The following is a 20,584-nucleotide window of genomic DNA, read 5'->3' on the forward strand; positions in this document are numbered from 1 at the left end:
GGTTACGGCGGTTATGGCGGGAAGGAAACACCCGGTTACATTCCGAACCCGGAAGTTAAGCTTCTCTGCGCCGATGGTACTGCACTCGGGAGGGTGTGGGAGAGTAGGTCACCGCCGGACAATCTTTTGAAGGGGCTCGACGCTGAACGCGTCGGGCCCTTTTTTTGTGCGCGAGACGCGAACGAGGGCCACCCCCAGCAGCCGGGGTGGCCCTCTCTTGCGTTCGGGGACCTGAAGGTCAGGCGCGCTGCCACAGGGCGGGAACATTGGATGGTTCCCAGCCTGCCTGCGACGTGTGCCCCTGCAGGCACCGGTACGCCGCGCCTCCATACGTGACCTGGTCACCCGCCCGGTAGGTCACCCCAACCTGCCAGGTGCCGCCGCCCGGAGGCGGACTTGTCGGCGGGTCCGTGGGCGGGACGCCCTGGACGTTGAGCACGAAGTCGAAGGTGGCCTCCCGGCCTGATCCCACGGTCCGCACGTTCATGAGCAACGCGGGATTGAAGATGGTGTCGGTGTTGTTGCGCGGCTCGCCGGGGAAGTACAGCTGCGTCGTCAGGACGGGCCGGCCGGGTGACTGGGCCTTGACGTGGATGTGCCGGGTCCTGCCCGGATAGAGGCCGGGGACGATGGTGGTGAGTTTGAAGGCTCCCTGGGCGTTCGTGTATTGGTGACCGCGGAAGTTGTACGTGACGTTGTCGTACGCGCCGTTCCTGTCCGCCTGCCAGAAGTCCAGCAGGACGTTCGCCAGCGGCTGGCAGGCCAGCCCGAAGACGTATCCGCTGACGGTCAGCACGGTGCCCGTGCCCGGCAGGACGGTGCGCTGGGGCGAATTGGGCTTGAAGTACGGGCCCTCGGTCTGCGGCGGCGTCGGGTCGTCATCGTCGTCGCAGAAGGGGGTCGGGGTGAGCGGTCCGCCGCTCGCGGACACGCTGCGGGCCAGGGCCGGGACCTGCCCGATGAGCAGCGGGACCGGTGTCGCTATGAGAGCAGCTTTGAAGAGCGTCTTTCTCGTGATGGCGGCGTGCTTTTCTGGGCGAGTGTTCTCGCTTTCCACGATGGCCTCCTCTTGAGCGGCCTGCTGGGGGGTGGAGCAGGCTGTTTTCCAAGGTGGCACCCCGGTCGTGGCGGTGAGTACCCTCCAAATTTCCATATGCGCGACAATATGAATCCCCCGCGTACTGAGCGCTACCGGCGGTCAGTAGGGTTGAGGGGTGGATTATCGTGCGGTTGAACGCGCGATCTTGGATCGTGGCGTCGAGTGGGACTTCGAGCCGACGCTCGACCGGATCGCGGCCCTTCTGGACCTGCTCGGCTCGCCGCAGCGGTCGTACCCGGTCATACACATCGCCGGCACCAACGGGAAGACGAGCACGGCGCGGCTCACCGAGGCGCTGCTCAAGGAGCGCAACATACGGGCGGGGCGGTTCACCAGCCCGCACCTGGTGTCGATGCGCGAGCGGATCACCGTGGACGGGGAGCCGCTGAGTGAGGAGCGGTTCGCGGAGGTGTACGAGGAGATCATCCCGTACGTCGAGCTGACCGACACTCAGGGGCGGCGCATCCAGTTCTTCGAGCTGCTGACCGCCATGGCGTTCGCGGCGTTCGCCGACACCCCGGTCGACGTCGCGGTCGTGGAGGCCGGCATGGGCGGCTCCTGGGACGCCACGAATGTCGCCGACGGCCTCGTGTCCGTGATCACGCCGATCTCGCTCGACCACACCGACAGGCTCGGGCCCGACATTCCCAGCATCGCCTCCGAGAAGGCCGGCATCATCAAGCCGGGCGCGACCACCGTGCTCGCCCAGCAGGAGCTGGCCGCGGCCGAGGTGCTGATGCGGCGCTCGGCCGAGGTCGGAGCGGTGGTGGCGCGCGAAGGGATCGAGTTCGGGGTGCTCAGCCGTGAGGTGGCCCTGGGCGGGCAGCTGCTCACCCTGCGCGGGCTCAAGGGCATCTACGAAGAGGTCTACCTGCCCCTCTACGGCGCCCATCAGGCGAGCAACGCGGTCTGCGCGCTGGCCGCCGTCGAGGCGCTGACCGGCGGCGAGGACCCCCTCGACATCGAGCTCGTCCGCCAGGCGTTCACGCAGGCCAGCTCGCCGGGGCGGATGGAGGTCGTACGACGCACGCCGACGGTCGTGATCGACGCCGCCCACAATCCCGGTGGCATGCAGGCGACCCTGGAGGGGCTGCACGAGGCGTTCGACTTCACGAAGGTGGTCGGCGTGCTCGCGGTCATGAGCGACAAGGACGTGAACGCGCTGCTGGAGCTGCTGGAGCCGATGGTCGAGGAGATCATCGTCACCCGTAACTCCTCGCCCAGGTCGATGTCGCCCGAGGAGCTGGCGTCGCTGGCCGAGCCGCTCTTCGGCGAAGGCCGGGTGCACATCTCCGACAGGCTCGACGACGCCATCGACCGGGCCATCGGCATGGCCGACGCCGAGGGCGAGTTCAGCGGCACCGGCGTGCTGATCACCGGCTCCGTCGTCACGGCGGGCGACGCCCGCCGGCTGCTCAAGGCGGATGATTCGCGATGAACTTCGAGGTCACCCCAGGTATGCGCAGGCTCGGCGCCTCCGTGCTCGGCATGGAGGCGATCGTGGCCGGGCTGATCACGCCCGTGGCGATCACCGTGGGCGGAGTCCAGCCCGCCTTCGCGGTGACCGTCGGGATCGGGCTGGCCGTGCTGTGCGTGGTCGCCGCGGGCCTGCTCAAGAGGCCGTTCGGCTACGTGCTCGGCAGCGTCGTACAGGTGCTGGCGATCTGCACCGGATTCGTCGTGTCGGCCATGTTCTTCCTCGGCGTGATCTTCGCGGCACTGTGGATCACGGCGATTATCGTCGCTCGCCGTGTCGAGGGCGCTACTTCCCGCTAAAGTCGGCCTACATGGCCGTCCCCCCGAACCTGCGGTCGCCCCATCCGGCCGGCCCCAGACATCCTTGGCTGCTCGACGTGTTGCTCGGGCTCCTGATCGTGGCCGCGTTGCCGCTGGCGATCGTCGCGATCCCCAACACCCTCTCCGTCGTCGCCAGGCTGCTGCCCGGCGATATCGACCAGGTCGGGCTGATGCGCACGCATGGGCTCGCGTTGCCCGCCCTGATGCTGACCGTACCGCTCGTGGCCGTGGCGCTGCGCCGCGTGCAGACGGCACACCTCCTGGTCGCCGGGCTGGCGCTGGTCGCCGTGTCCGACGCGGCCGGTGGGTATGCGGCTTCTGAGCTTCTCGTCGGCGTCGTACGCGTGCTGCGCGGCATCGGCGCCGGAATCATCGTGCCGGTGACGCTGGTCGCCGTGTGGGATCGCCGGCCGGCGCTGCGGGCCCTGTGGGTGGGCGTGTTCAGCTTCGGTCTGCTCGCCGCCCAGGCGCTGGCGCTGTGGCCGCTCGACGACGTGAGCAGCTGGAAGGTCACGCTGCAGCCGTACCCGATGGTGACGGGGGTCGCGCTCGCGCTGGCGGCCGCGTACCTGGTGGCCTGGATGCTGCTGGGGCGGCCGGCCGGGCCCGCACCCAGCGCCAAGGAGCGCTCCCGCCTGTTGCTGGCCGCCGTGCCGGCCGCGGGCATCGCCGTGGTGGCGGTCAGCACCGCGACCGAGGGGTGGCGGGCCGTTCCGGTGGTCCTGCTGGCCGGGGTCGCGGTGGCGGGGCTGCTGGCGCTGGCCTCGATCGGCGCCACCGCGAGCAGGACGCTGGCGTACACGATGGTGGCGGTGGGTGTGGTGCTGCTGCCCAGCGCGGCCCAGGTCACGCTGGTGGAGCTGGGCGGGCTCGGCGGGCCGGGGCTGAGAGGGCTCTGGATTCCGTACACGGTGGCCGGGCTGCTCGCGATCGCCGCGTCCGTGGCCGTGCGGCTGCTCGCGCGGGCTTCCGGGCGCTGGCTGGCGCCTCTGGGGCTGCTGGCGATGGTGATCGGGCTCTGCTCGGTACGGCTGGTCGTGCCGTCCGCGGACGGGCTGGTGCTGGCGGTGCCGTTCAGCCTGCTCGCGGTGGGTGCGGCGGTGGCGCTGACCGCGGCGCTGCAGGAGGTGGGAGCCGGGGCGGCGGTCTTCGGGCTGTCGCTGTGCTTCGCGGGGGTGCTGGCGGGGTTCCTGCTCGGCACCGGGGTGCAGATGGCCATGCTGGACGGGGTGACCTCGGCTCAGCAGCTGGTCGACAGCTTTGTGGGGGCGCTGCACTGGTGGGCGTTGATCGGTGGCTTCCTGGTGGTGGCCATCATCGTGCTCGCCGCGGTGATGGCGCGGCGGCCCGGCAAGGACGACGTGCCTGACGACCTCGCGGATCTGGGCTCCGCCTTGCCTGACAAGCCCTGTGGCGGCATGCCTCCTGAAGGGGAGGGACGCCTTGTATGGGGATCGCTGGTGAAGGACGAGGGCTGCCCTGAGCGGGAGGTTGTCGAGGCTGCCGGTCCTGGGCGTGACGGCGTTTCGGGGTCCGGTCCTGCGGGTGAGGGCGTTGCAGGGCCCAGCCTTGAGGGTGCGGGCGCTGCGGGGTCCGGTCCTGGGCGTGAGGGTGTTTCGGGGTCTGGTCCTGGGCGTGAGCGGGTTGAGGCTGCCGGTCCTGGCCGTGAGGACGGCGGGGAGGATGAGGATCGGCCTACCGGTGCGATACCGCGGGTCGTGGTGCCTGTGTCCGCGGCCGGGGCGTTCGGGAAGCGTGAGTCGCGCAGCGACGACGAGCCGCTGCCCGCGGTGCCGCCGCAGGCTCTTTCACCCGAGGACACCGCCTCCCCCTAGGAGGCGGATCGGGACGGTAAAACGCGGGTAGGGCGCGGGACGGTAAGCTGAGGCCCCAGTCACGGCGACGCGTGGGCCCGTGCCCCGCGCAGCGTCCTCGCGGTCAGGCCGGGTGTCTGCCGCGACCCCACTCAGTTCAAAGGAGAACTTCAAGTGTCCGAGCGCACTCTTGTCCTGATCAAGCCCGACGGGGTAAAGCGCGGCCTCATCGGTGACGTGATCGCCCGTGTGGAGCGCAAGGGCCTCAAGGTCGTGGCGATGGACCTGCGCACCCTCGACGCCGACACCGCCAAGGCGCACTACGCCGAGCACTCCGAGCGGCCGTTCTTCGGTGAGCTCGTCGAGTTCATCACCTCCGGGCCGCTCGTCGCCCTGGTGCTCGAGGGCCCGCGCGCCGTCGAGGCGTTCCGCGCGCTGACCGGCGCCACCGACCCGGTCAAGTCGGCCCCGGGCACGATCCGCGGCGACCACGCCCTCGAGATCAGCGAGAACGTCGTCCACGGCTCCGACTCGCCCGAGTCGGCCGCCAGGGAGATCAAGATCTTCTTCCCCGACCGCTTCTGAGCAAAGTCAGCGCCACTTCAGCGTGCCCGCACGGCCTTTCGCCGTGCGGGCACGCTTTTTTGTCGGGCCTCTTGCATAAGGTTTCTGTGTGCGGGTGACGGGGGCGTTGCATTACTGGACGGAATTTTGTCGGACGGTTGCCGTAGGGTTACGCACGGTTGGAAGAAGAATCGTGCTGACCGCCTAGCGGATGTTGTGGTGCAATCCGGGCAAAATTGCGGTTGAGCTAGGGGCTGGAGATTTTTGTGGGGCACGAGGGCTCATTGTGCCCATCGGCGGGTACGTCACGTTACGATTCGAATTCGATCCGTAGTCATTCGCGAACGACGTTACGGAGGGCTCCGTTCCCCATGGGCAGCAAGCTCGCGTTTCTCGGCCGTGACATGGCGGTCGACCTGGGCACCGCCAACACGCTGGTCTACGTGCGCGGCCGGGGCATCGTGCTCAACGAGCCGTCAGTCGTAGCGATCAACACGGCCACAGGCAAGATCGTGGCGGTCGGCATCGAGGCTAAGCGGATGATCGGCCGTACACCAGGAAATATCATCGCGGTCCGTCCACTCAAAGACGGCGTGATCGCTGATTTCGACGTCACCGAGCGGATGTTGCGATATTTCATCCAACGGGTGCACAAACGGCGGCATTTCGCTAAGCCGCGCATCATCATTGCGGTTCCGAGCGGCATCACCAGCGTCGAACAGCGCGCCGTGAAGGAAGCCGGTTATCAGGCGGGGGCCAGAAAGGTCTACATCGTCGAGGAGCCGATGGCCGCCGCGATCGGAGCGGGGCTGCCGGTCCACGAGCCCACCGGGAACATGGTGGTCGACATCGGCGGCGGCACCACCGAGGTGGCGATCATCTCGATGGGCGGCGTCGTCACGAGCCAGTCCATCAGGGTGGGCGGTGACGAGCTGGACCAAGCGGTGATCACGTTCGCCAAGAAGGAGTTCTCGCTGATGCTCGGCGAGCGCACCGCCGAGGAGATCAAGATGGCCATCGGCTCGGCCTGTCCCAATGGCGAGGAGTCGCACGCGGAGATCCGCGGTCGTGACCTGGTCAGCGGGCTGCCGAAGACGATCATCGTGTCGAGCGAGGAGATCAGGAAGGCCACCGAGGAGCCGGTCAACGCGATCGTGGACGCGGTGAAGACCACGCTCGACAAGTGCCCGCCTGAGCTGGCCGGCGACATCATGGACCGCGGCATCGCGCTCACCGGCGGTGGGGCCCTGCTCAAAGGGCTCGACGAGCGGGTCAAGGCCGAGACCGGCATGCCCGTGCATCTCGTGGACAACGCGCTCGACTCCGTCGCCATCGGCTCGGGCAAGTGCGCCGAGGACTTCGAGGCGCTCCAGCAGGTTCTGGTGCCGGAGTCGCGGCACTGATGAGAGACTCGCGCCGAGCCCGGCTGATCCTCGGAGTGCTGCTGACCGCGGCCCTGGTCATCCTGACCGTCGACCACCGCACGGGCGACAGCTCGCCGATGCGTCCGCTGCGTGCGGCGGGGTCGTGGCTGTTCGGGACGGCGGAGCGGTTCGGCGGCGGCGTGGTGCGCCCGGTCGGCGGGTTCGTGCAGGCGATCCTGAGCGCGCCGAGCGCCGCCGACCACATCGCGGTGCTCAAGGCGGAGAACGCCAGGCTGCGGGCGGGTCTGCTGGCCGGCAAGCTCGACGCGTCGCGGTCCAAGGAGCTCAGACAGCTGCTTGGGCTGGCGGGGTCCGGTGGATACAAGGTCGTCCCGGCCAACGTGATCGCGCGCCGGGGGCAGCCGGGGTTCGAGGACACCGTGCAGATCGACGCGGGGACCGGGGACGGCATCCGGTCGGAGATGACCGTGCTCAACGGTGATGGGCTGATCGGGCGTGTCGTCCAGGCTTCCGCGCACAGCTCGACGGTGGTGCTGCTGAGCGATCCGGCCTCGGCGGCCGGGGCGCGGCTCGAAGGCGGCAAGGAGATCGGCGTCGTGCACGGGGTGGGGGAGAACGGGCGTCTGGTCCAGTTCCGGCTGCTCGACTCGACGGCGCCGCTCGACAGGGGCGGGCGCATCGTCAGCTTCGGCTCGCAGCACGGCAGCCCTTACGTGCCGGGTGTGCCGATCGGGGTGATCGAGCGGGTGGAGTCGACGCCGGGTGAGCTGACGCGCATCGCCTACGCCAAACCGTATGCGGATCTGACGGCGCTGGACGTGGTGGGCGTGGTGGTGGAGGCGCCCCAACGCGATCCCCGTGACGCGGTGCTCCCGCCCAAGGAGGGGGCGCGGTGATCGGTGGGTTGCTCGTGTTGCTGGCGTTGCTGGCGCAGGTCATGCTGGTCAACCGGGTTCCGTTGCCCGCCGGTGGTGCGCCTGACCTGGTGTTGCTGACCGTGGTGGGGGCGGCGCTGGCGCGCGGTCCGTCGGCCGGCGCGATGCTCGGGTTCTTCGCCGGGCTGCTGGTGGACGTCATGCCGCCGACCGCGCACCTGGTCGGCCAGTACGCGTTCGTGCTGGCGCTCGTCGGCTACGTGGCGGGCCGGGGCGCCGGCGGGCCCGTGACGACCGTGGTGTTGTGCGTGCTCATGGCGCCGCTGCTGGCGGCGGCCGTGGGCGGGTTGATCTCCGATCCGAGGGTGACCATGTCCACGCTGACCCAGCAGGTGCCGGTCACCATCGTCTACACGCTGATCGTCGCCCCGATCGTGATCTGGCTGACCACGCGGAGCCGGCAGCCGAGGTTCTCGTCATGACCAGGATGCGCGCCCGACTGCTGATGCTGCACGTGCTCGTGCTGACCCTGCTCGTCGTGCTGGCCACGCGCCTGTGGCAGGTGCAGGTCGTGCGCGGGCAGGAGTTCGTGACACGGGCGACGGAGACCAGGACGCGGGCCGTGATCGTGCCGGCCGTGCGCGGCCAGATCCTCGACTCCTCAGGGCGCCCGCTGGTGCGCAACAAGACGGCCCTGGTGGTGTCCGTGGACAGGACCAGGCTGTCCAGGATGAAGGACGCCGGCGCGAAGGTGCTGGGCAAGCTGTCCGAGGTCCTCGGCACGCCGGTCGCGCAGTTGCAGCAGCGCATCACGCCCTGCGGGCCCGGGATCGGCAAGCCGTGCTGGACGGGGTCGCCGTACCAGCCGGTTCCGCTGGACGAGAAGGTCGACACCCGGGAGGCGCTGCAGATCCTCGAACGGCAGGAGGAGTTCCCCGGCGTGACCGCCGAGATCCACTCCGTGCGGCAATACCCGGGCGGCAGGGCGGGCGCCCAGATGCTCGGCTACCTGCAACCGGTCACCGAGGCGGAGCTGGAGAAGCGCGAAGGGCTCAAGGCCGCCTTCTCCGGGGTGGACCTGGCCGGGCGCGACGGCCTCGAATACATCTACGACGAGGCGTTGCGCGGCAAGGCCGGGCTGCGCAGGGTGCAGGTCGACCGGATGGGCAAAGCGCTCGGCGTCGAGGAGCAGGTGACGCCCATTCCCGGCGATCACCTGGTGACCAGCATCGACTCGCGGGTGCAGACCATCACCGAGAAGGCGCTGGCGAAGGCGATGAAGTCGGCGCCGTCGGCCGATGGCGGGGCCGGGGTCGTGCTCGACGCGCGTACCGGCCGGGTGGTGGCGCTGGCCAGCGCGCCCGGCTACGACCCGGCGATCTGGGGGGGCGGGATCTCGGCGCGCGGCTACCAGTGGCTGTTGTCGGAGAAGTCGGGTAAGCCGCTCGTGTCGCGGGCGATCAACGGGCAGTTCGCGCCCGGTTCGACGTTCAAGGTCTCGTCGGTGTCGGCGATGCTGCGGGCCGGTTACCCGCTCAACGGCACCTACGGCTGCCCGGGCTCGTACGCGGTGGGCGGCCGGGCGTTCAACAACTTCCGCGGCATCGGCCTGGGCACGCTGACGCTGCACACGGCGCTGGTCAAGTCCTGCGACACGATCTTCTACCGGGCCGCCTACGAGCAGTACCTCAAGGACGGCGGGCGCAGCCCGAAGAAGACGCCGAAGGAGATCTTCGCCAACATGGCGAGGTCGTTCGGCTTCGGCAGCCCGACCGGCGTGGACCTGCCGGGCGAGTCCGGCGGGCGCATTCCCGACCGGGCCTGGAAGAAGAACCTGTGGAACGCGACCAGCGCGGTCAACTGCGAGCGGTCGCGCAAGGGCTATCCCGAGGTCAAGGACAGGGCGCGGGCGGAGTTCCTCAAACGGCTCGCGCTGGAGAACTGCACGGAGGGCTTCCTGCTGCGGCCCGGCGACTCGGCGAACTTCTCCATCGGCCAGGGCGACGTGCTCGTGACGCCGATGCAGCTCGCGAGGGCGTACATGGCGCTGGTCAGCGACGGGAAGGTGCGCAGCCCGCGCATCGGCTGGGCGCAGGTGCGGCCCGACGGCAAGGTGGTCAGGACGATCCCCGTGCCGGTGGTGGGCAAGCTGCCGCTCAGCGAGAAGGAGCGCCTCTACATCAAGAACGCGCTGAGCCAGGTCGCCGCCGACGGCACGGCGGCCGGGGCCTTCGCCGGGTTCCCGATGAACAAGGTGCGCGTCGGCGGCAAGACCGGCACCGCGGAGGTGTGGGGCAAGCAGGACACCTCGTGGTTCGCCTCGTTCGCGCCGACGAAGAATCCCCAGTACGTGGTGGTCGTCATGGTCTCGCAGGGTGGGATGGGCGCGCAGACGGCGGCGCCGGCCGTACGCGAGATCTATGAGGGGATCTACGGGATCAAGCGTCCCAAGGCGGCCGTGCCCGGCGGGCGGCTCACGACGAGACTGCCGAGGTTCGCGCCCGACGGAACGGTGGCCAGGGGATGATCGACCGCTCGGTGGCCATCCGGCGACCTTCGTTGTTCCGGCGGATGATCGCCGAGGACTCCACGGTGCGCCGGCTCGACGGGCTGATGCTGGTCGCGGTGGCCGGGCTGTGCGTGATCGGCACGCTGCTGGTGTGGTCGTCCACCAGGACGTGGGCGCCGGGCGCCACGGGGCTGGTCAAGAAGCACATACTCAACGAGGTCATCGGCGTGGTGCTGTGCGCGGTCGTGGCGATGGTCGACCATCGGGCGATGCGGGCGTACGCGCCGCTGGTGTACCTGCTGTCGCTGGTCGGGCTGGTGCTGGTGATCACGCCGCTGGGGGCGACGATCAACGGGTCGCACTCGTGGATCCTGCTCGGCGGCGGGTTCGCGGTGCAGCCGTCGGAGTTCGCCAAGGTCGGCCTGCTGCTGATCATCGCCATGCTGCTGGCGCAACCGGCCGAGGGGACCGACCGGCCGCGCGGGCTGGACATGACGCTCGCGCTCGTCGCCGCGTTCATCACGATGGGGCTGGTGATGCTCCAGCCCGACCTGGGCACGGCGCTCGTGCTGGCGGTGATCACGGCCGCGGGGCTGGTGGTCGGCGGGGTGCGAAAACGGTGGATCGCGGCGCTGGTGCTGGTGGGTGGCGTCGGGGTGTTCTCGGTCTTCTACTTCCAGATGCTGGAGCCGTACCAGGTGGCGCGGTTCACCGCCTTCGTCGATCCGAGCGTCGATCCGCGCGGGGTGGGCTACAACAGCACGCAGTCGCTGATCGCGATCGGCTCGGGGCAGCTTCTGGGCAAGGGGCTGCTCGGCGGCGGGCAGACGACCGGGCGGTTCGTGCCCGAGCAGCACACCGACTTCATCTTCACGGTGGCGGGCGAGGAGTTCGGGTTCCTCGGCTCGGTCACGGTCGTGCTGCTGCTCGGCGTGGTGCTGCTGCGCGGGCTGAAGATCGCCAAGGAGTGCGACGACCGGTTCGGGACGCTGGTCGCGGGGACGATCGTGTGCTGGTTCGCGTTCCAGACGTTCATCAACGTGGGGATGACGATCGGGATCATGCCGATCACCGGGTTGCCGCTGCCGTTCGTGTCCTATGGCGGTACGGCCACGTTCGCGAATCTCATTGCGATTGGGCTTCTCCAGGCCATCAGAGTGCGAAGACAGTCGTTTAATTAGAAGTATGTTTTTGGCCTATTGCGATGAGTGCGAGGAGCGCTTCCTGCTTCCCGCGAACCACGTCGTCGGCGTGCACAACCTCGAGAGCGGTGTGATCGCCGTCGAGCTGACGTGTTACGAGGGGCACCACATCATGGTGCTCAGCGGCAACGACATCGACATCACCGGACCTGCCACCGTCTGAGCGCCGCTACCCTGGACGGTATGCCTGTCGAGTCGATATTCCCCCGCCTGGAAGCGCTGCTGCCCAAGGTGCAGAAGCCCATCCAGTACGTCGGGGGTGAGCTCAACTCGACGGTCAAGGACTGGGATTCCGCCGACGTGCGATGGGCGTTGATGTATCCCGACGCCTACGAGGTCGGCCTGCCCAACCAGGGTGTGGCGATCCTCTACGAGATCCTCAACGAGCTGCCCGCCACGCTGGCCGAGCGGACCTACGCGGTCTGGCCGGACCTGGAGGCGCTCATGCGGGCCGAGGGCGTCCCGCAGTTCACCGTTGACGGGCACCGGCCGGTGCGCGCCTTCGACGTGCTCGGGCTGTCGTTCTCGACCGAGCTCGGCTACACCAACATGCTGACCGCGCTGGACCTGGCCGGCATCCCGCTGCTGGCCGTGGACCGGGGCGAGGACGATCCGATCGTGCTCGCGGGCGGCCACGCGGCCTTCAACCCCGAGCCGGTCGCCGACTTCCTCGACGCGGCCGTGCTCGGCGACGGCGAGCAGATCTCCATCGCCATCTCCGAGGTCATCCGCGAGTGGAAGGCCGAGGGCCGGCCGGGCGGGCGCGACGAGCTGCTGATGCGGCTCGCCGAGTCCGGCGGGGTCTACGTGCCGAAGTTCTACGACGTCGACTACCACCCCGACGGGCGCATCAAGCGGGTCGCGCCCAACCGGGCCCAGGTGCCGTGGCGGGTGCACAAGCACACCGTGATGGACCTCGACGAGTGGCCCTATCCGAAGAAACCGCTGGTCCCGCTGGCGGAGACCGTGCACGAGCGGTTCAGCGTGGAGATCTTCCGCGGCTGCACGCGCGGCTGCAGGTTCTGCCAGGCGGGCATGATCACGCGCCCGGTGCGCGAGCGCTCGATCACCACGATCGGCGCCATGGTGGAAAACGGCATCAAGGAGTCCGGCTTCAACGAGGTCGGGCTGCTGTCGCTGTCGTCCGCCGACCATTCCGAGATCGCCGCGGTGGCCAAGGGCCTGGCCGACCGCTACGAAGGCACCAACACCTCGCTCTCGCTGCCCTCGACCAGAGTCGACGCGTTCAACATCGACCTGGCCAACGAGTTCTCCAGGAACGGCAGGCGCTCCGGCCTGACGTTCGCGCCCGAGGGCGGCTCCGAGCGCATGCGCAAGGTGATCAACAAGATGGTCACCGAGGAAGACCTGATCCGCACCGTCACCACGGCCTATTCGCAGGGGTGGCGCCAGGTCAAGCTCTACTTCATGTGCGGGCTGCCGACCGAGCTCGACGAAGACGTGCTCGGCATCGGTGACCTGGCCAAGAAGGTCATCAAAGCCGGCCGGGAGGCCACCGGCAGCCGTGACATCCGCTGCACCGTCTCCATCGGCGGCTTCGTGCCCAAGCCGCACACCCCGTTCCAGTGGGCGTCGCAGGCCGACCACGAGACCGTCGACCGGCGGCTCAAGGCGCTGCGCGACTCGCTCAGGGGCGACAGGGAGTTCGGCCGGGCGATCGGCTTCCGCTATCACGACGGCAAGCCGTCCATCGTGGAGGGGCTGCTCTCGCGGGGCGACCGCAGGGTCGCCGCCGTGATCCGGGCCGTCTGGGAGGACGGCGGCCGTTTCGACGGCTGGAGCGAGCACTTCTCCTACGAGCGCTGGAGATCGGCCGCCGAGCGGACCGGCGTCGACGTCGACTGGTACACCACCCGTGAGCGGGAGGAGAACGAAGTCCTCCCCTGGGACCACCTCGACGCCGGGCTCGACCGCGAGTGGCTGTGGCAGGACTGGCAGGAGGCCGTCAGCGGCACCGAGGTCGAGGACTGCCGGTGGACTCCGTGCTACGACTGCGGGGTCTGCCCGACCATGGGCACGGAAATTCAAATCGGTCCCACAGGGCGAAAACTCCTTCCTCTTACGGTGGTTTAGCGCGCTCAGTGGGCGAGCCGTGCCTCGGCGTACACGTACACGCGTCAGTGCGGCTTATCCTGAGACGAAGGAACTTCTATAAGGGAAGGACAACCAGCTCTGAAACCTGTTCCCGATGGGCCTCCGCCCGCGCCTACGGTGCAGCGCCTGCGTGTGCGTTACGCCAAGCGCGGCCGTCTGCGCTTCACCAGCCACCGCGACATCTCGCGAGCCGTTGAGAGAGCGGTTCGCCGTGCCGGCATTCCGGTGGCTTACAGCGCGGGCTTTTCGCCCCACCCGAAGATCTCCTACGCGGGCGCGGCGCCGACCGGTGTCGCCAGCGAAGCCGAATACCTCGAGATCGGTGTTACCACGCCGAGCGATCCCGGCCAGGTCAGACAGGCCTTGGACGATTCGCTGCCGCCGGGGCTCGATGTGCTCGACGTTGTGGAGGCGGGTCCGGGGGGATTGGCCGACCGCTTGGAGGTCTCCGACTGGGAGGTGCGGCTTCCCGGTGCCGAGCGAGAGCTCGCCGCGGTGGCGGTGGAGAAGTTCCTCGCGGCGGACACCGTGGAGGTCGAGCGCCTCACCAAGAAGGGCCCCCGTCGCTTCGACGCGCGGGAGGCCGTCCTGGGGCTCGTGGTGTCCGAGGGAACAGACAGAACCGCAGCTCAGGTGCTCGGAGGACCGTGTGTCATACTGCGCATGGTTGTTAGGCACATGACGCCTGCCGTTCGACCCGACGATGTGCTCACAGGGCTGCGCCTTGTGGCCGACTTCGCGCCGCCGGTCCCCCCCGAGGTGACCAGGCTGGCGCAGGGGCCGCTCGACGCAGAAACCGGTGCGCTTGCCGACCCGCTCGACCTGGACCGCGATACGACGCGCGGCGGCGAGGCGGGACCGGCGGGTGAGCTCGTTGCCGGTTAGGACGTGCTCTGCGCGAGCGGAGAACGACCGACTGACAGGACTTGGCGCCAGCGCCTCCTCACCGGAGGAGCTGGCGGACAACGAAACACGAGAGCTCCTGCGCGGCGCGGCGACGCGCCCGGGAGCTGACGGGAGAACGCCCGCATGCTCGACAACGAGCCCAACGCCGGGGCCACTGGCCCTGACGGGGAGACAACTGAACAGCCCAAGGTGACCAGGGGTCGCCGCTCCGCCAGCCGCCCGGCGGGTCCCCCGCCGGAGCTGCCCGAGGAGCCGGCGTCCGGTCCTGTGACCGTTCCCGCCGCACAGGCGGCGCCGTCGGTGGCGGAGGTGCAGCCGGTGCAGCGCACCGCCGCGCAGCGTGCCGCCGGCGAGCCTGATCCTGAGGTCCTCGCGGCCGCCTCTGCGGCCGCGCCGGGCATCGCTGGTACCGGTCCTGCCGTTGAGGCTGGAGTTACCGGTGCTGACACGGGTGCCGGTGTTACCGGCGCGAGTGCTGGTACGGGTGTCGTGGCCGAGGGAGAGAGCCCGGCCGAGGCGGCTTTGGCCGGATCCATCGCTGGGTCCCTCGCTGAGGCTGTCGTGGAGGAGAAGCCCAAGAGAGCCACCAGGACGCGGTCCACCGCCACGACGACGCGGCGGCGTACGACGAAGAAGGCCGCCGAGGCCGAGGCCGAGGAGGCGGGAGCGCTCCCCGAGAGCGCGGCGCCCGCCGAGGCCGTCGAGGAGCCGGTGAAGCGGCGCAGGACGCGTAAGAAGGCGGAGCCGGAAGAAGTCGTGGCGCCCGCCGCTGAGGCGCCCGCGCTGCCCGGCGCGGCCGAGAGCGACGAAGCCGCCCGTGAGGTGGCCGGTACGGCGGGTGCCGGTGCGAACGGCGCTGGTACACCAGGTGCTGGTACACCAGGTGCCGGAACATCAGGTGCCGGTACGCCGGGTGCCGGTGGCGAGGCCGCGGAGAGCGGTGACGTCGCGGGCGACGAAGACATTCTGGAGATCCTGCCCGAGGACGAGCCCCTCGACGACGAGCCCGCCGGCGAGGACCTCGACGAGGACGTCGTACGGCCGAGCCTGCTCGCCGACCCCTTCGGGCTGTCCGCGCGCAGGCAGGACGAGCCGGGCACCGCGTTCCAGCGGCCCGCGGCCATCTTCGCGCCGCTGTTCCAGGCCCCGGACGCCAGCCAGGCCAAGCCCGCCACCCGGCGGGCCGAGCCGCCGCAGCCGGTGGCCGAGCCCGTGGAGGCCGAGGAGCCGGTCGACGAGGTCGTGACCGAGGACGAGACGGACACCGACGCCGACGCCGACGCCTCGGACGAGCAGGAGGACGAGGGCGGCAGCCGCCGTCGCCGCCGCCGTCGCGGTGGCCGGGGTCGCGGCAAGACGCGTGAGCGTGACGACGCCGAGGACGGCGAGGACTCCGAGGAGGAGTCCGACGACGAGCAGCCGGACGAGTCGCAGGAAGAGGATTCCTCCTCCTCGCGCCGCCGCCGTCGCCGTAGGCGTCGTGGCGGGGACGAGGGTGCGGAGCCGGCCAGCGACGACCCGCCGAACACGGTGGTGCGCATCCGCGCCCCGCGTTCAGGACGGGCGGCCTCGCTCGACACCGCCACCGACGGCGTGCAGAGCGTGCGCGGCTCCACCAGGCTGGAGGCCAAGAAGCAGCGCCGCCGCGAGGGGCGCGAGCTCGGCCGCCGGCGTCCGCCGATCATCACCGAGTCGGAGTTCCTGGCCCGCCGCGAGTCCGTGGACCGGATGATGGTGGTGCGCAGGCAGGGCGACCGTACGCAGATCGCGGTGCTGGAGGACGGCGTGCTCGTCGAGCACTACGTCAACCGCGAGGCCAGCCAGTCCTACGTCGGCAACGTCTACCTCGGCAAGGTGCAGAACGTGCTGCCGTCGATGGAGGCGGCGTTCGTGGACATCGGCAAGGGCAGGAACGCGGTCCTGTACGCCGGCGAGGTGAACTTCGACACCGCCGGGCTGGAGGGCCAGCCCAAGCGCATCGAGGTCGCGCTGAAGTCCGGGCAGTCGGTGCTGGTGCAGGTCACCAAGGACCCGATCGGGCACAAGGGCGCCCGGCTCACGTCGCAGATCAGCCTGCCGGGACGCTACCTGGTGTACGTCCCCGACGGCTCGATGACCGGGATCAGCCGCAAGCTGCCCGACAAGGAGCGCACCCGGCTCAAGAGCATCCTGAAGAAGGTCATGCCGGAGAACGCCGGTGTGATCGTCCGCACCGCGGCCGAGGGCGCCTCGGAGGACGAGCTGGCCCGTGACGTGGCCCGTCTGTCCGCCCAGTGGGAGAGCATCCGGAAGAAGACCAAGTCGGCCAGCCCGCCCGAGCTGCTGTCCGCCGAGCCCGACCTGACCATCCGGGTCGTGCGCGACGTGTTCAACGAGGACTTCACCTCGCTGGTCGTGCAGGGCGACGACGCCTGGGACACGGTCGACGATTACGTCAAGTACGTCGCTCCGCACCTGGGTGAGCGCCTGTCGAAGTGGGACGGCGAGCAGGGCGACGTGTTCGAGTCGTACCGGATCGACGAGCAGCTCGGCAAGGCGCTGGAGCGCAAGGTCTGGCTGCCGAGCGGCGGTTCGCTGGTGATCGACCGTACCGAGGCGATGACCGTCGTCGACGTCAACACGGGCAAGTTCACCGGGCAGGGCGGCAACCTCGAGGAGACCGTCACCAGGAACAACCTGGAGGCGGCCGAGGAGATCGTGCGCCAGCTCAGGCTGCGGGACATCGGCGGCATCATCGTGATCGACTTCATCGACATGGTGCTGGAGTCGAACCGCGACCTGGTGCTGCGGCGGCTGCTGGAGTGCCTGGCCCGCGACAGGACCAAGCACCAGGTGGCCGAGGTGACCTCGCTGGGCCTGGTGCAGATGACGCGTAAGCGGGTCGGCCAGGGGCTCCTGGAGGCGTTCTCGACGCCCTGCGACTGCTGCAACGGGCGTGGTCTGCTCGTCTCCACCGAGCCGGTGGAGACGAAGCCTGAGCCGCGTGGCACGCAGGGGAAGATGGCCGTGGAGAAGGCCGTCTCGGACAAGGTTTCCGCGGCGAAGGACTCCGCCAGCCGTGATACCGTGACCGGTGCGCTTGAAGACGTCCCGGCTGAGGACGACCAGGCGAGTCAGACTTCCGGCAGAGGGCGGAGACGCTCTCGCCGAGCCAAGTCCGCCGAGTAGTGCTCGGCTGGCTTCCGACGATCCGTCCGGTTCGCCTAGGGGCCCGTTAATCCGGTACCCTGGTGAATCGGTGCGTCAGGTGACGTGCCCTGTTGGCGCGCTTACTCGGTTCGTCGGTTCATGAGACAGGCCGAATGATAGGCGCAGCATTCGGAGTCAGCGGCCGTCCCTTCACGGGGTGGCCGAGGATCGCAACAGTGAGTCAGTAGAAGGGTTCCGCGGTGTACGCGATCGTTCGTTGCGGCGGCAGGCAGCAGAAGGTCTCCGTCGGTGACGTCCTCGAAGTGGACAAGGTCGCCGGCGAGGTCGGCTCTTCGGTTTCGCTGCCGACGGTGCTCGTCGTCAACGACGGCGATGTGACCACGGAGGCGGGCAAGTTCATGGTCAGCGCCGAGATTCTCGGCGAGACCAAGGGCCCGAAGATCCGGATTCTCAAGTACAAGAACAAGACCGGTTACAAGAAGCGCCAGGGTCACCGCCAGCGGTACACCCAGGTGAAGATCACCGGTATCGACCAGGCCTGATCGGGAGTTAGAGAGATGGCACACAAGAAGGGCGCGTCGTCCACTCGGAACGGCCGCGACTCCAACGCTCAGCGCCTGGGCGTCAAGCGCTTCGGCGGCCAGCTGGTCAACGCGGGCGAGATCATCGTCCGTCAGCGTGGCACCCACTTCCACCCCGGCGACAACGTGGGCCGCGGCGGCGATGACACGCTGTTCGCGCTGGCGGCCGGCCATGTGCAGTTCGGTGTCAAGCGCGGCCGCAAGGCCGTGAGCATCGTTCCTGTCGCGGAGTAGTTTCTCCTCGAGTTTGTCGCTGTTGCCAAGGGGTGGATCGATTGATCGTCGATCCACCCCTTGGCGTTTCCTGGGACCGGTTCTCGCGCAGGCGGGGTAGGCCTCAGGTGCTGGAATGAGATGCCCCTGGTGGGGCGATGGAGGGGTACGGAATGCCGGACTTTGTGGACCAGGTGGTCCTTCATATCAGGGCCGGTGACGGGGGGAACGGGTGCGCCTCCATCCACCGGGAGAAGTTCAAGCCGCTGGGCGGCCCCGACGGGGGGAACGGCGGGCGGGGCGGCGCCGTCGTGCTGGAGGTCGATCCGAACACCGCGACGCTGCTCGACTACCACCGGCGGCCGCATCGCAACGCCGAGAACGGCAAGCAGGGGCAGGGCTCCAACCGTGACGGCGCCAACGGGGGTGACGTGATTCTGCCCGTGCCCAACGGGACCGTGGTGAAGAACGCCGCCACCGGCGAGGTCCTGGTCGACCTCGTGGGAGCCGGTACGCGCTACGTGATCGCCGAGGGCGGCCACGGCGGGCTCGGGAACGCCGCCCTGGCCAGCACCAAGCGCAAGGCGCCCGGGTTCGCGCTGCTGGGGGAGCCGGGCGACGGGCTGGACGTCATGCTGGAGCTCAAGAGCGTCGCGGATGTGGCGCTGGTCGGGTTCCCCAGTGCGGGCAAGTCCTCGCTGATCGCCGCTCTGAGCGCGGCCAAGCCGAAGATCGCGGACTATCCGTTCACCACCTTGATCCCGAACCTGGGCGTGGTGACGGCGGGCGACAACGTGTTCACCGCCGCCGATGTGCCCGGGCTGATCCCCGGGGCGTCCGAGGGCAAGGGGCTCGGGCACGAGTTCCTGCGGCACGTCGAGCGCTGCGACATGCTCGTCCACGTCATCGACTGCGCCACCATGGAGCCGGGGCGCGATCCGATCACCGACTACGAGGTGATCGAGGCGGAGCTGCGGGCGTACGGGAAGCTTGAGGACCGGCCGCGGATGGTCGTGCTGAACAAGGCGGACGTGCCCGACGCCAGGGAGCTGGCCGAGATGGTCACGCCCGAGTTCGAGGCCCGGGGGCTGCAGGTGTTCACGATCTCGGCGGCCACGCATGACGGGTTGCGCGAGCTCACGTACGCGATGGGCGAGTGGGTCGCGGCGGCGCGGGCGAACAAGCCGGTCGAGGAGCCCACGCGGCTGGTGCTCAGGCCCAAGCAGCTCGGCGACACCGGGTTCCGGGTGCGGCGGGTCAACGACGCCCTGTTCCAGATCACCGGGGAGAAGCCCGAGCGGTGGATCAGGCAGACGGACTTCACCAACGACGAGGCCGTGGGCTACCTGGCCGACCGGCTGGAGCGGCTGGGGGTCGAGGCGGAGCTGGCCAAGGCGGGCGCCACGGCCGGCGCCGAGGTGGTCATCGGGCCGATGGAGGGTGGCTACATCTTCGACTGGCAGCCCACGCTCAGCGCCGAGTCCGTGCGGCAGGGGCCGAGAGGGTCCGACAGCCGCCTGGATTGACCGCGTGGAGGTCTTGGTCAGGGGCGGAGCGTGGCTTCCGCGCCGCCGTCGGCGTACAGGATCTGGCCGGTCATGAACGAGTTCTCCGGACCGGCCGTCCACGCCAGCAGCGCGGCGATCGCGGCCACCGGGCCCGGGAAGCCCAGCGGCTGCGGCATCGCGGCCGACACGAGGGCCCGCGTGGCCGCGTCGTCCAGGAACGCCTTGTGCGCGGTCTCCGTGTCCACCACGCCCGGTGCGACCGCGTTGAGCGGGATGCCGGCCTTGGCCCAGCCCGGGGTGAGGGCCGCGCGGCGGAGCCAGCGGTTGAGCGCGAGCTTGCTCGACGGGTAGACGACGCGGCCCAGGCCGGCCTCGACGGCCCCCGTGGCGGCGGTCGCGGCGGCCTCCTCGTCCATGGACAGGCAGGCGTCGACGACGTGCTCGTCGGCGGCCACGATGGCGCTCAGCGACGACACCGCGACCGCCCTGGGCCGGTCGGCCGCCGCCAGGAGCGGGCGCAGGCCCTCCAGGGTCGCGATCGTGCCGAAGAAGTTCAGGCGCACGGTCCGCGGCGACGGGGCGGCGATCCCGGCCACGGCGATCAGGCCGTCGATGACGCCGCCGGTGCGCCTCGTGACCTCCGAGACCAGGAGCTCGCGGCCCGCCGGGGTGGTCAGGTCGGCGGTCACGTCGGCGTCGCGTACGTCGCATTGGACCACTCTGGCTCCCGCCGCGCTCAGATGGTCCGCGGTGGCCGCGCCGATGCCCGAGGCTGCGCCGGTGACCACGTAGGTGCGTTCTTCATGTCCCATGGCTAAATGACTACACTTAATGAATCGATGCAGTCAATGTAGTAATCTGGCGGC

18 protein-coding genes and 1 rRNA gene are annotated in these 20,584 nt (G+C 69.5%); 17 read left to right on the top strand and 2 right to left on the bottom strand.

What is annotated here, in order from left to right; translation table 11 throughout:
* The first annotated feature begins 3 nt into the window (after positions 1-3).
* Positions 4-120 (top strand): 5S ribosomal RNA (rrf, locus tag ABEA43_RS37830).
* 118 nt (positions 121-238) lie between these two features.
* Here rrf and ABEA43_RS37835 read toward each other — a convergent pair.
* On the bottom strand, positions 239-1,057 hold the full coding sequence (locus tag ABEA43_RS37835) for a dioxygenase family protein (protein ID WP_345569619.1): 819 nt from the start codon (positions 1,055-1,057) through the stop codon (positions 239-241).
* Between the two features lie 157 nt (positions 1,058-1,214).
* Between ABEA43_RS37835 and ABEA43_RS37840 the strand changes: the two genes are divergently transcribed.
* From ABEA43_RS37840 to obgE, 16 genes are all read left to right on the top strand, one after another.
* Entirely contained in the window at positions 1,215-2,537 is a 1,323-nt protein-coding gene (locus tag ABEA43_RS37840) for a bifunctional folylpolyglutamate synthase/dihydrofolate synthase (protein ID WP_345569621.1), read from the top strand.
* Entirely contained in the window at positions 2,534-2,875 is a 342-nt protein-coding gene (locus ABEA43_RS37845; protein WP_345569623.1) for a DUF4233 domain-containing protein, read from the top strand. The genes ABEA43_RS37840 and ABEA43_RS37845 overlap by 4 nt, the downstream gene beginning before the upstream one ends.
* An 11-nt stretch (positions 2,876-2,886) precedes the next feature.
* Positions 2,887-4,731 carry a hypothetical protein gene (locus ABEA43_RS37850; RefSeq protein WP_345569625.1) on the top strand — a complete coding sequence of 615 codons (1,845 nt, stop codon included), beginning with the start codon at positions 2,887-2,889 and terminating at the stop codon, positions 4,729-4,731.
* Between the two features lie 153 nt (positions 4,732-4,884).
* Positions 4,885-5,295, top strand: coding sequence for a nucleoside-diphosphate kinase (gene ndk / locus ABEA43_RS37855; protein WP_345569626.1), 411 nt, complete (start codon positions 4,885-4,887; stop codon positions 5,293-5,295).
* A gap of 350 nt (positions 5,296-5,645) precedes the next feature.
* A complete protein-coding gene (locus ABEA43_RS37860) occupies positions 5,646-6,677 on the top strand; it encodes a rod shape-determining protein (RefSeq protein WP_138694035.1) in 1,032 nt (343 codons plus the stop codon).
* Positions 6,677-7,555: a rod shape-determining protein MreC gene (gene mreC / locus ABEA43_RS37865; RefSeq protein ID WP_345569629.1), complete on the top strand. Its 879-nt coding sequence runs from the start codon at positions 6,677-6,679 to the stop codon at positions 7,553-7,555. Before ABEA43_RS37860 ends, mreC begins: the two co-directional genes overlap by 1 nt.
* Complete coding sequence (gene mreD, locus ABEA43_RS37870) at positions 7,552-8,016, top strand: rod shape-determining protein MreD (protein WP_345569630.1); 465 nt, start codon at positions 7,552-7,554, stop codon at positions 8,014-8,016. Before mreC ends, mreD begins: the two co-directional genes overlap by 4 nt.
* Positions 8,013-10,061, top strand: coding sequence for a penicillin-binding protein 2 (gene mrdA, locus ABEA43_RS37875; RefSeq protein WP_345569632.1), 2,049 nt, complete (start codon positions 8,013-8,015; stop codon positions 10,059-10,061). The genes mreD and mrdA overlap by 4 nt, the downstream gene beginning before the upstream one ends.
* Complete coding sequence (gene rodA, locus ABEA43_RS37880; RefSeq protein WP_345569634.1) at positions 10,058-11,224, top strand: rod shape-determining protein RodA; 1,167 nt, start codon at positions 10,058-10,060, stop codon at positions 11,222-11,224. The genes mrdA and rodA overlap by 4 nt, the downstream gene beginning before the upstream one ends.
* Positions 11,225-11,228: 4 nt before the next feature.
* A complete protein-coding gene (locus ABEA43_RS37885; protein ID WP_345569636.1) occupies positions 11,229-11,408 on the top strand; it encodes a hypothetical protein in 180 nt (59 codons plus the stop codon).
* A 20-nt stretch (positions 11,409-11,428) separates the two neighbouring features.
* Positions 11,429-13,339: a TIGR03960 family B12-binding radical SAM protein gene (locus ABEA43_RS37890; protein WP_345569638.1), complete on the top strand. Its 1,911-nt coding sequence runs from the start codon at positions 11,429-11,431 to the stop codon at positions 13,337-13,339.
* Between the two features lie 153 nt (positions 13,340-13,492).
* Entirely contained in the window at positions 13,493-14,245 is a 753-nt protein-coding gene (locus ABEA43_RS37895; protein WP_345569640.1) for a TIGR03936 family radical SAM-associated protein, read from the top strand.
* 582 nt (positions 14,246-14,827) lie between these two features.
* Positions 14,828-17,434 (top strand): Rne/Rng family ribonuclease, encoded by a 2,607-nt coding sequence (locus ABEA43_RS37900; RefSeq protein WP_425570423.1) that lies wholly within the window; start codon positions 14,828-14,830, stop codon positions 17,432-17,434.
* Positions 17,435-17,655: 221 nt separating this feature from the next.
* Positions 17,656-17,958 (top strand): 50S ribosomal protein L21, encoded by a 303-nt coding sequence (gene rplU, locus ABEA43_RS37905; protein ID WP_103963887.1) that lies wholly within the window; start codon positions 17,656-17,658, stop codon positions 17,956-17,958.
* 15 nt (positions 17,959-17,973) lie between these two features.
* Positions 17,974-18,231 (top strand): 50S ribosomal protein L27, encoded by a 258-nt coding sequence (gene rpmA / locus ABEA43_RS37910; RefSeq protein WP_138694023.1) that lies wholly within the window; start codon positions 17,974-17,976, stop codon positions 18,229-18,231.
* 152 nt (positions 18,232-18,383) lie between these two features.
* Complete coding sequence (gene obgE, locus ABEA43_RS37915) at positions 18,384-19,736, top strand: GTPase ObgE (RefSeq protein ID WP_345569660.1); 1,353 nt, start codon at positions 18,384-18,386, stop codon at positions 19,734-19,736.
* Between the two features lie 17 nt (positions 19,737-19,753).
* Here the strand turns inward: obgE and ABEA43_RS37920 are convergent, their stop codons facing one another.
* Positions 19,754-20,530 (bottom strand): SDR family oxidoreductase, encoded by a 777-nt coding sequence (locus ABEA43_RS37920; protein ID WP_345569661.1) that lies wholly within the window; start codon positions 20,528-20,530, stop codon positions 19,754-19,756.
* Between the last annotated feature and the right edge of the window lie 54 nt (positions 20,531-20,584).

Source organism: Nonomuraea rosea, from assembly GCF_039539705.1.
Lineage (GTDB): Bacteria > Actinomycetota > Actinomycetes > Streptosporangiales > Streptosporangiaceae > Nonomuraea > Nonomuraea rosea.

Bases quoted from the DNA above. Each gene is read 5' to 3' on its own strand.
- ABEA43_RS37845 (WP_345569623.1), top strand. From the start codon at position 2,534: ATGAACTTCGAGGTCACCCCAGGTATGCGCAGGCTCGGCGCCTCCGTG.
- ABEA43_RS37850 (WP_345569625.1), top strand. From the start codon at position 2,887: ATGGCCGTCCCCCCGAACCTGCGGTCGCCCCATCCGGCCGGCCCCAGA.
- ABEA43_RS37860 (WP_138694035.1), top strand. From the start codon at position 5,646: ATGGGCAGCAAGCTCGCGTTTCTCGGCCGTGACATGGCGGTCGACCTG.
- mreC (WP_345569629.1), top strand. From the start codon at position 6,677: ATGAGAGACTCGCGCCGAGCCCGGCTGATCCTCGGAGTGCTGCTGACC.
- mrdA (WP_345569632.1), top strand. From the start codon at position 8,013: ATGACCAGGATGCGCGCCCGACTGCTGATGCTGCACGTGCTCGTGCTG.
- rodA (WP_345569634.1), top strand. From the start codon at position 10,058: ATGATCGACCGCTCGGTGGCCATCCGGCGACCTTCGTTGTTCCGGCGG.
- ABEA43_RS37885 (WP_345569636.1), top strand. From the start codon at position 11,229: ATGTTTTTGGCCTATTGCGATGAGTGCGAGGAGCGCTTCCTGCTTCCC.
- ABEA43_RS37890 (WP_345569638.1), top strand. From the start codon at position 11,429: ATGCCTGTCGAGTCGATATTCCCCCGCCTGGAAGCGCTGCTGCCCAAG.
- rpmA (WP_138694023.1), top strand. From the start codon at position 17,974: ATGGCACACAAGAAGGGCGCGTCGTCCACTCGGAACGGCCGCGACTCC.
- obgE (WP_345569660.1), top strand. From the start codon at position 18,384: ATGCCGGACTTTGTGGACCAGGTGGTCCTTCATATCAGGGCCGGTGAC.
- ABEA43_RS37920 (WP_345569661.1), bottom strand. From the start codon at position 20,530: ATGGGACATGAAGAACGCACCTACGTGGTCACCGGCGCAGCCTCGGGC.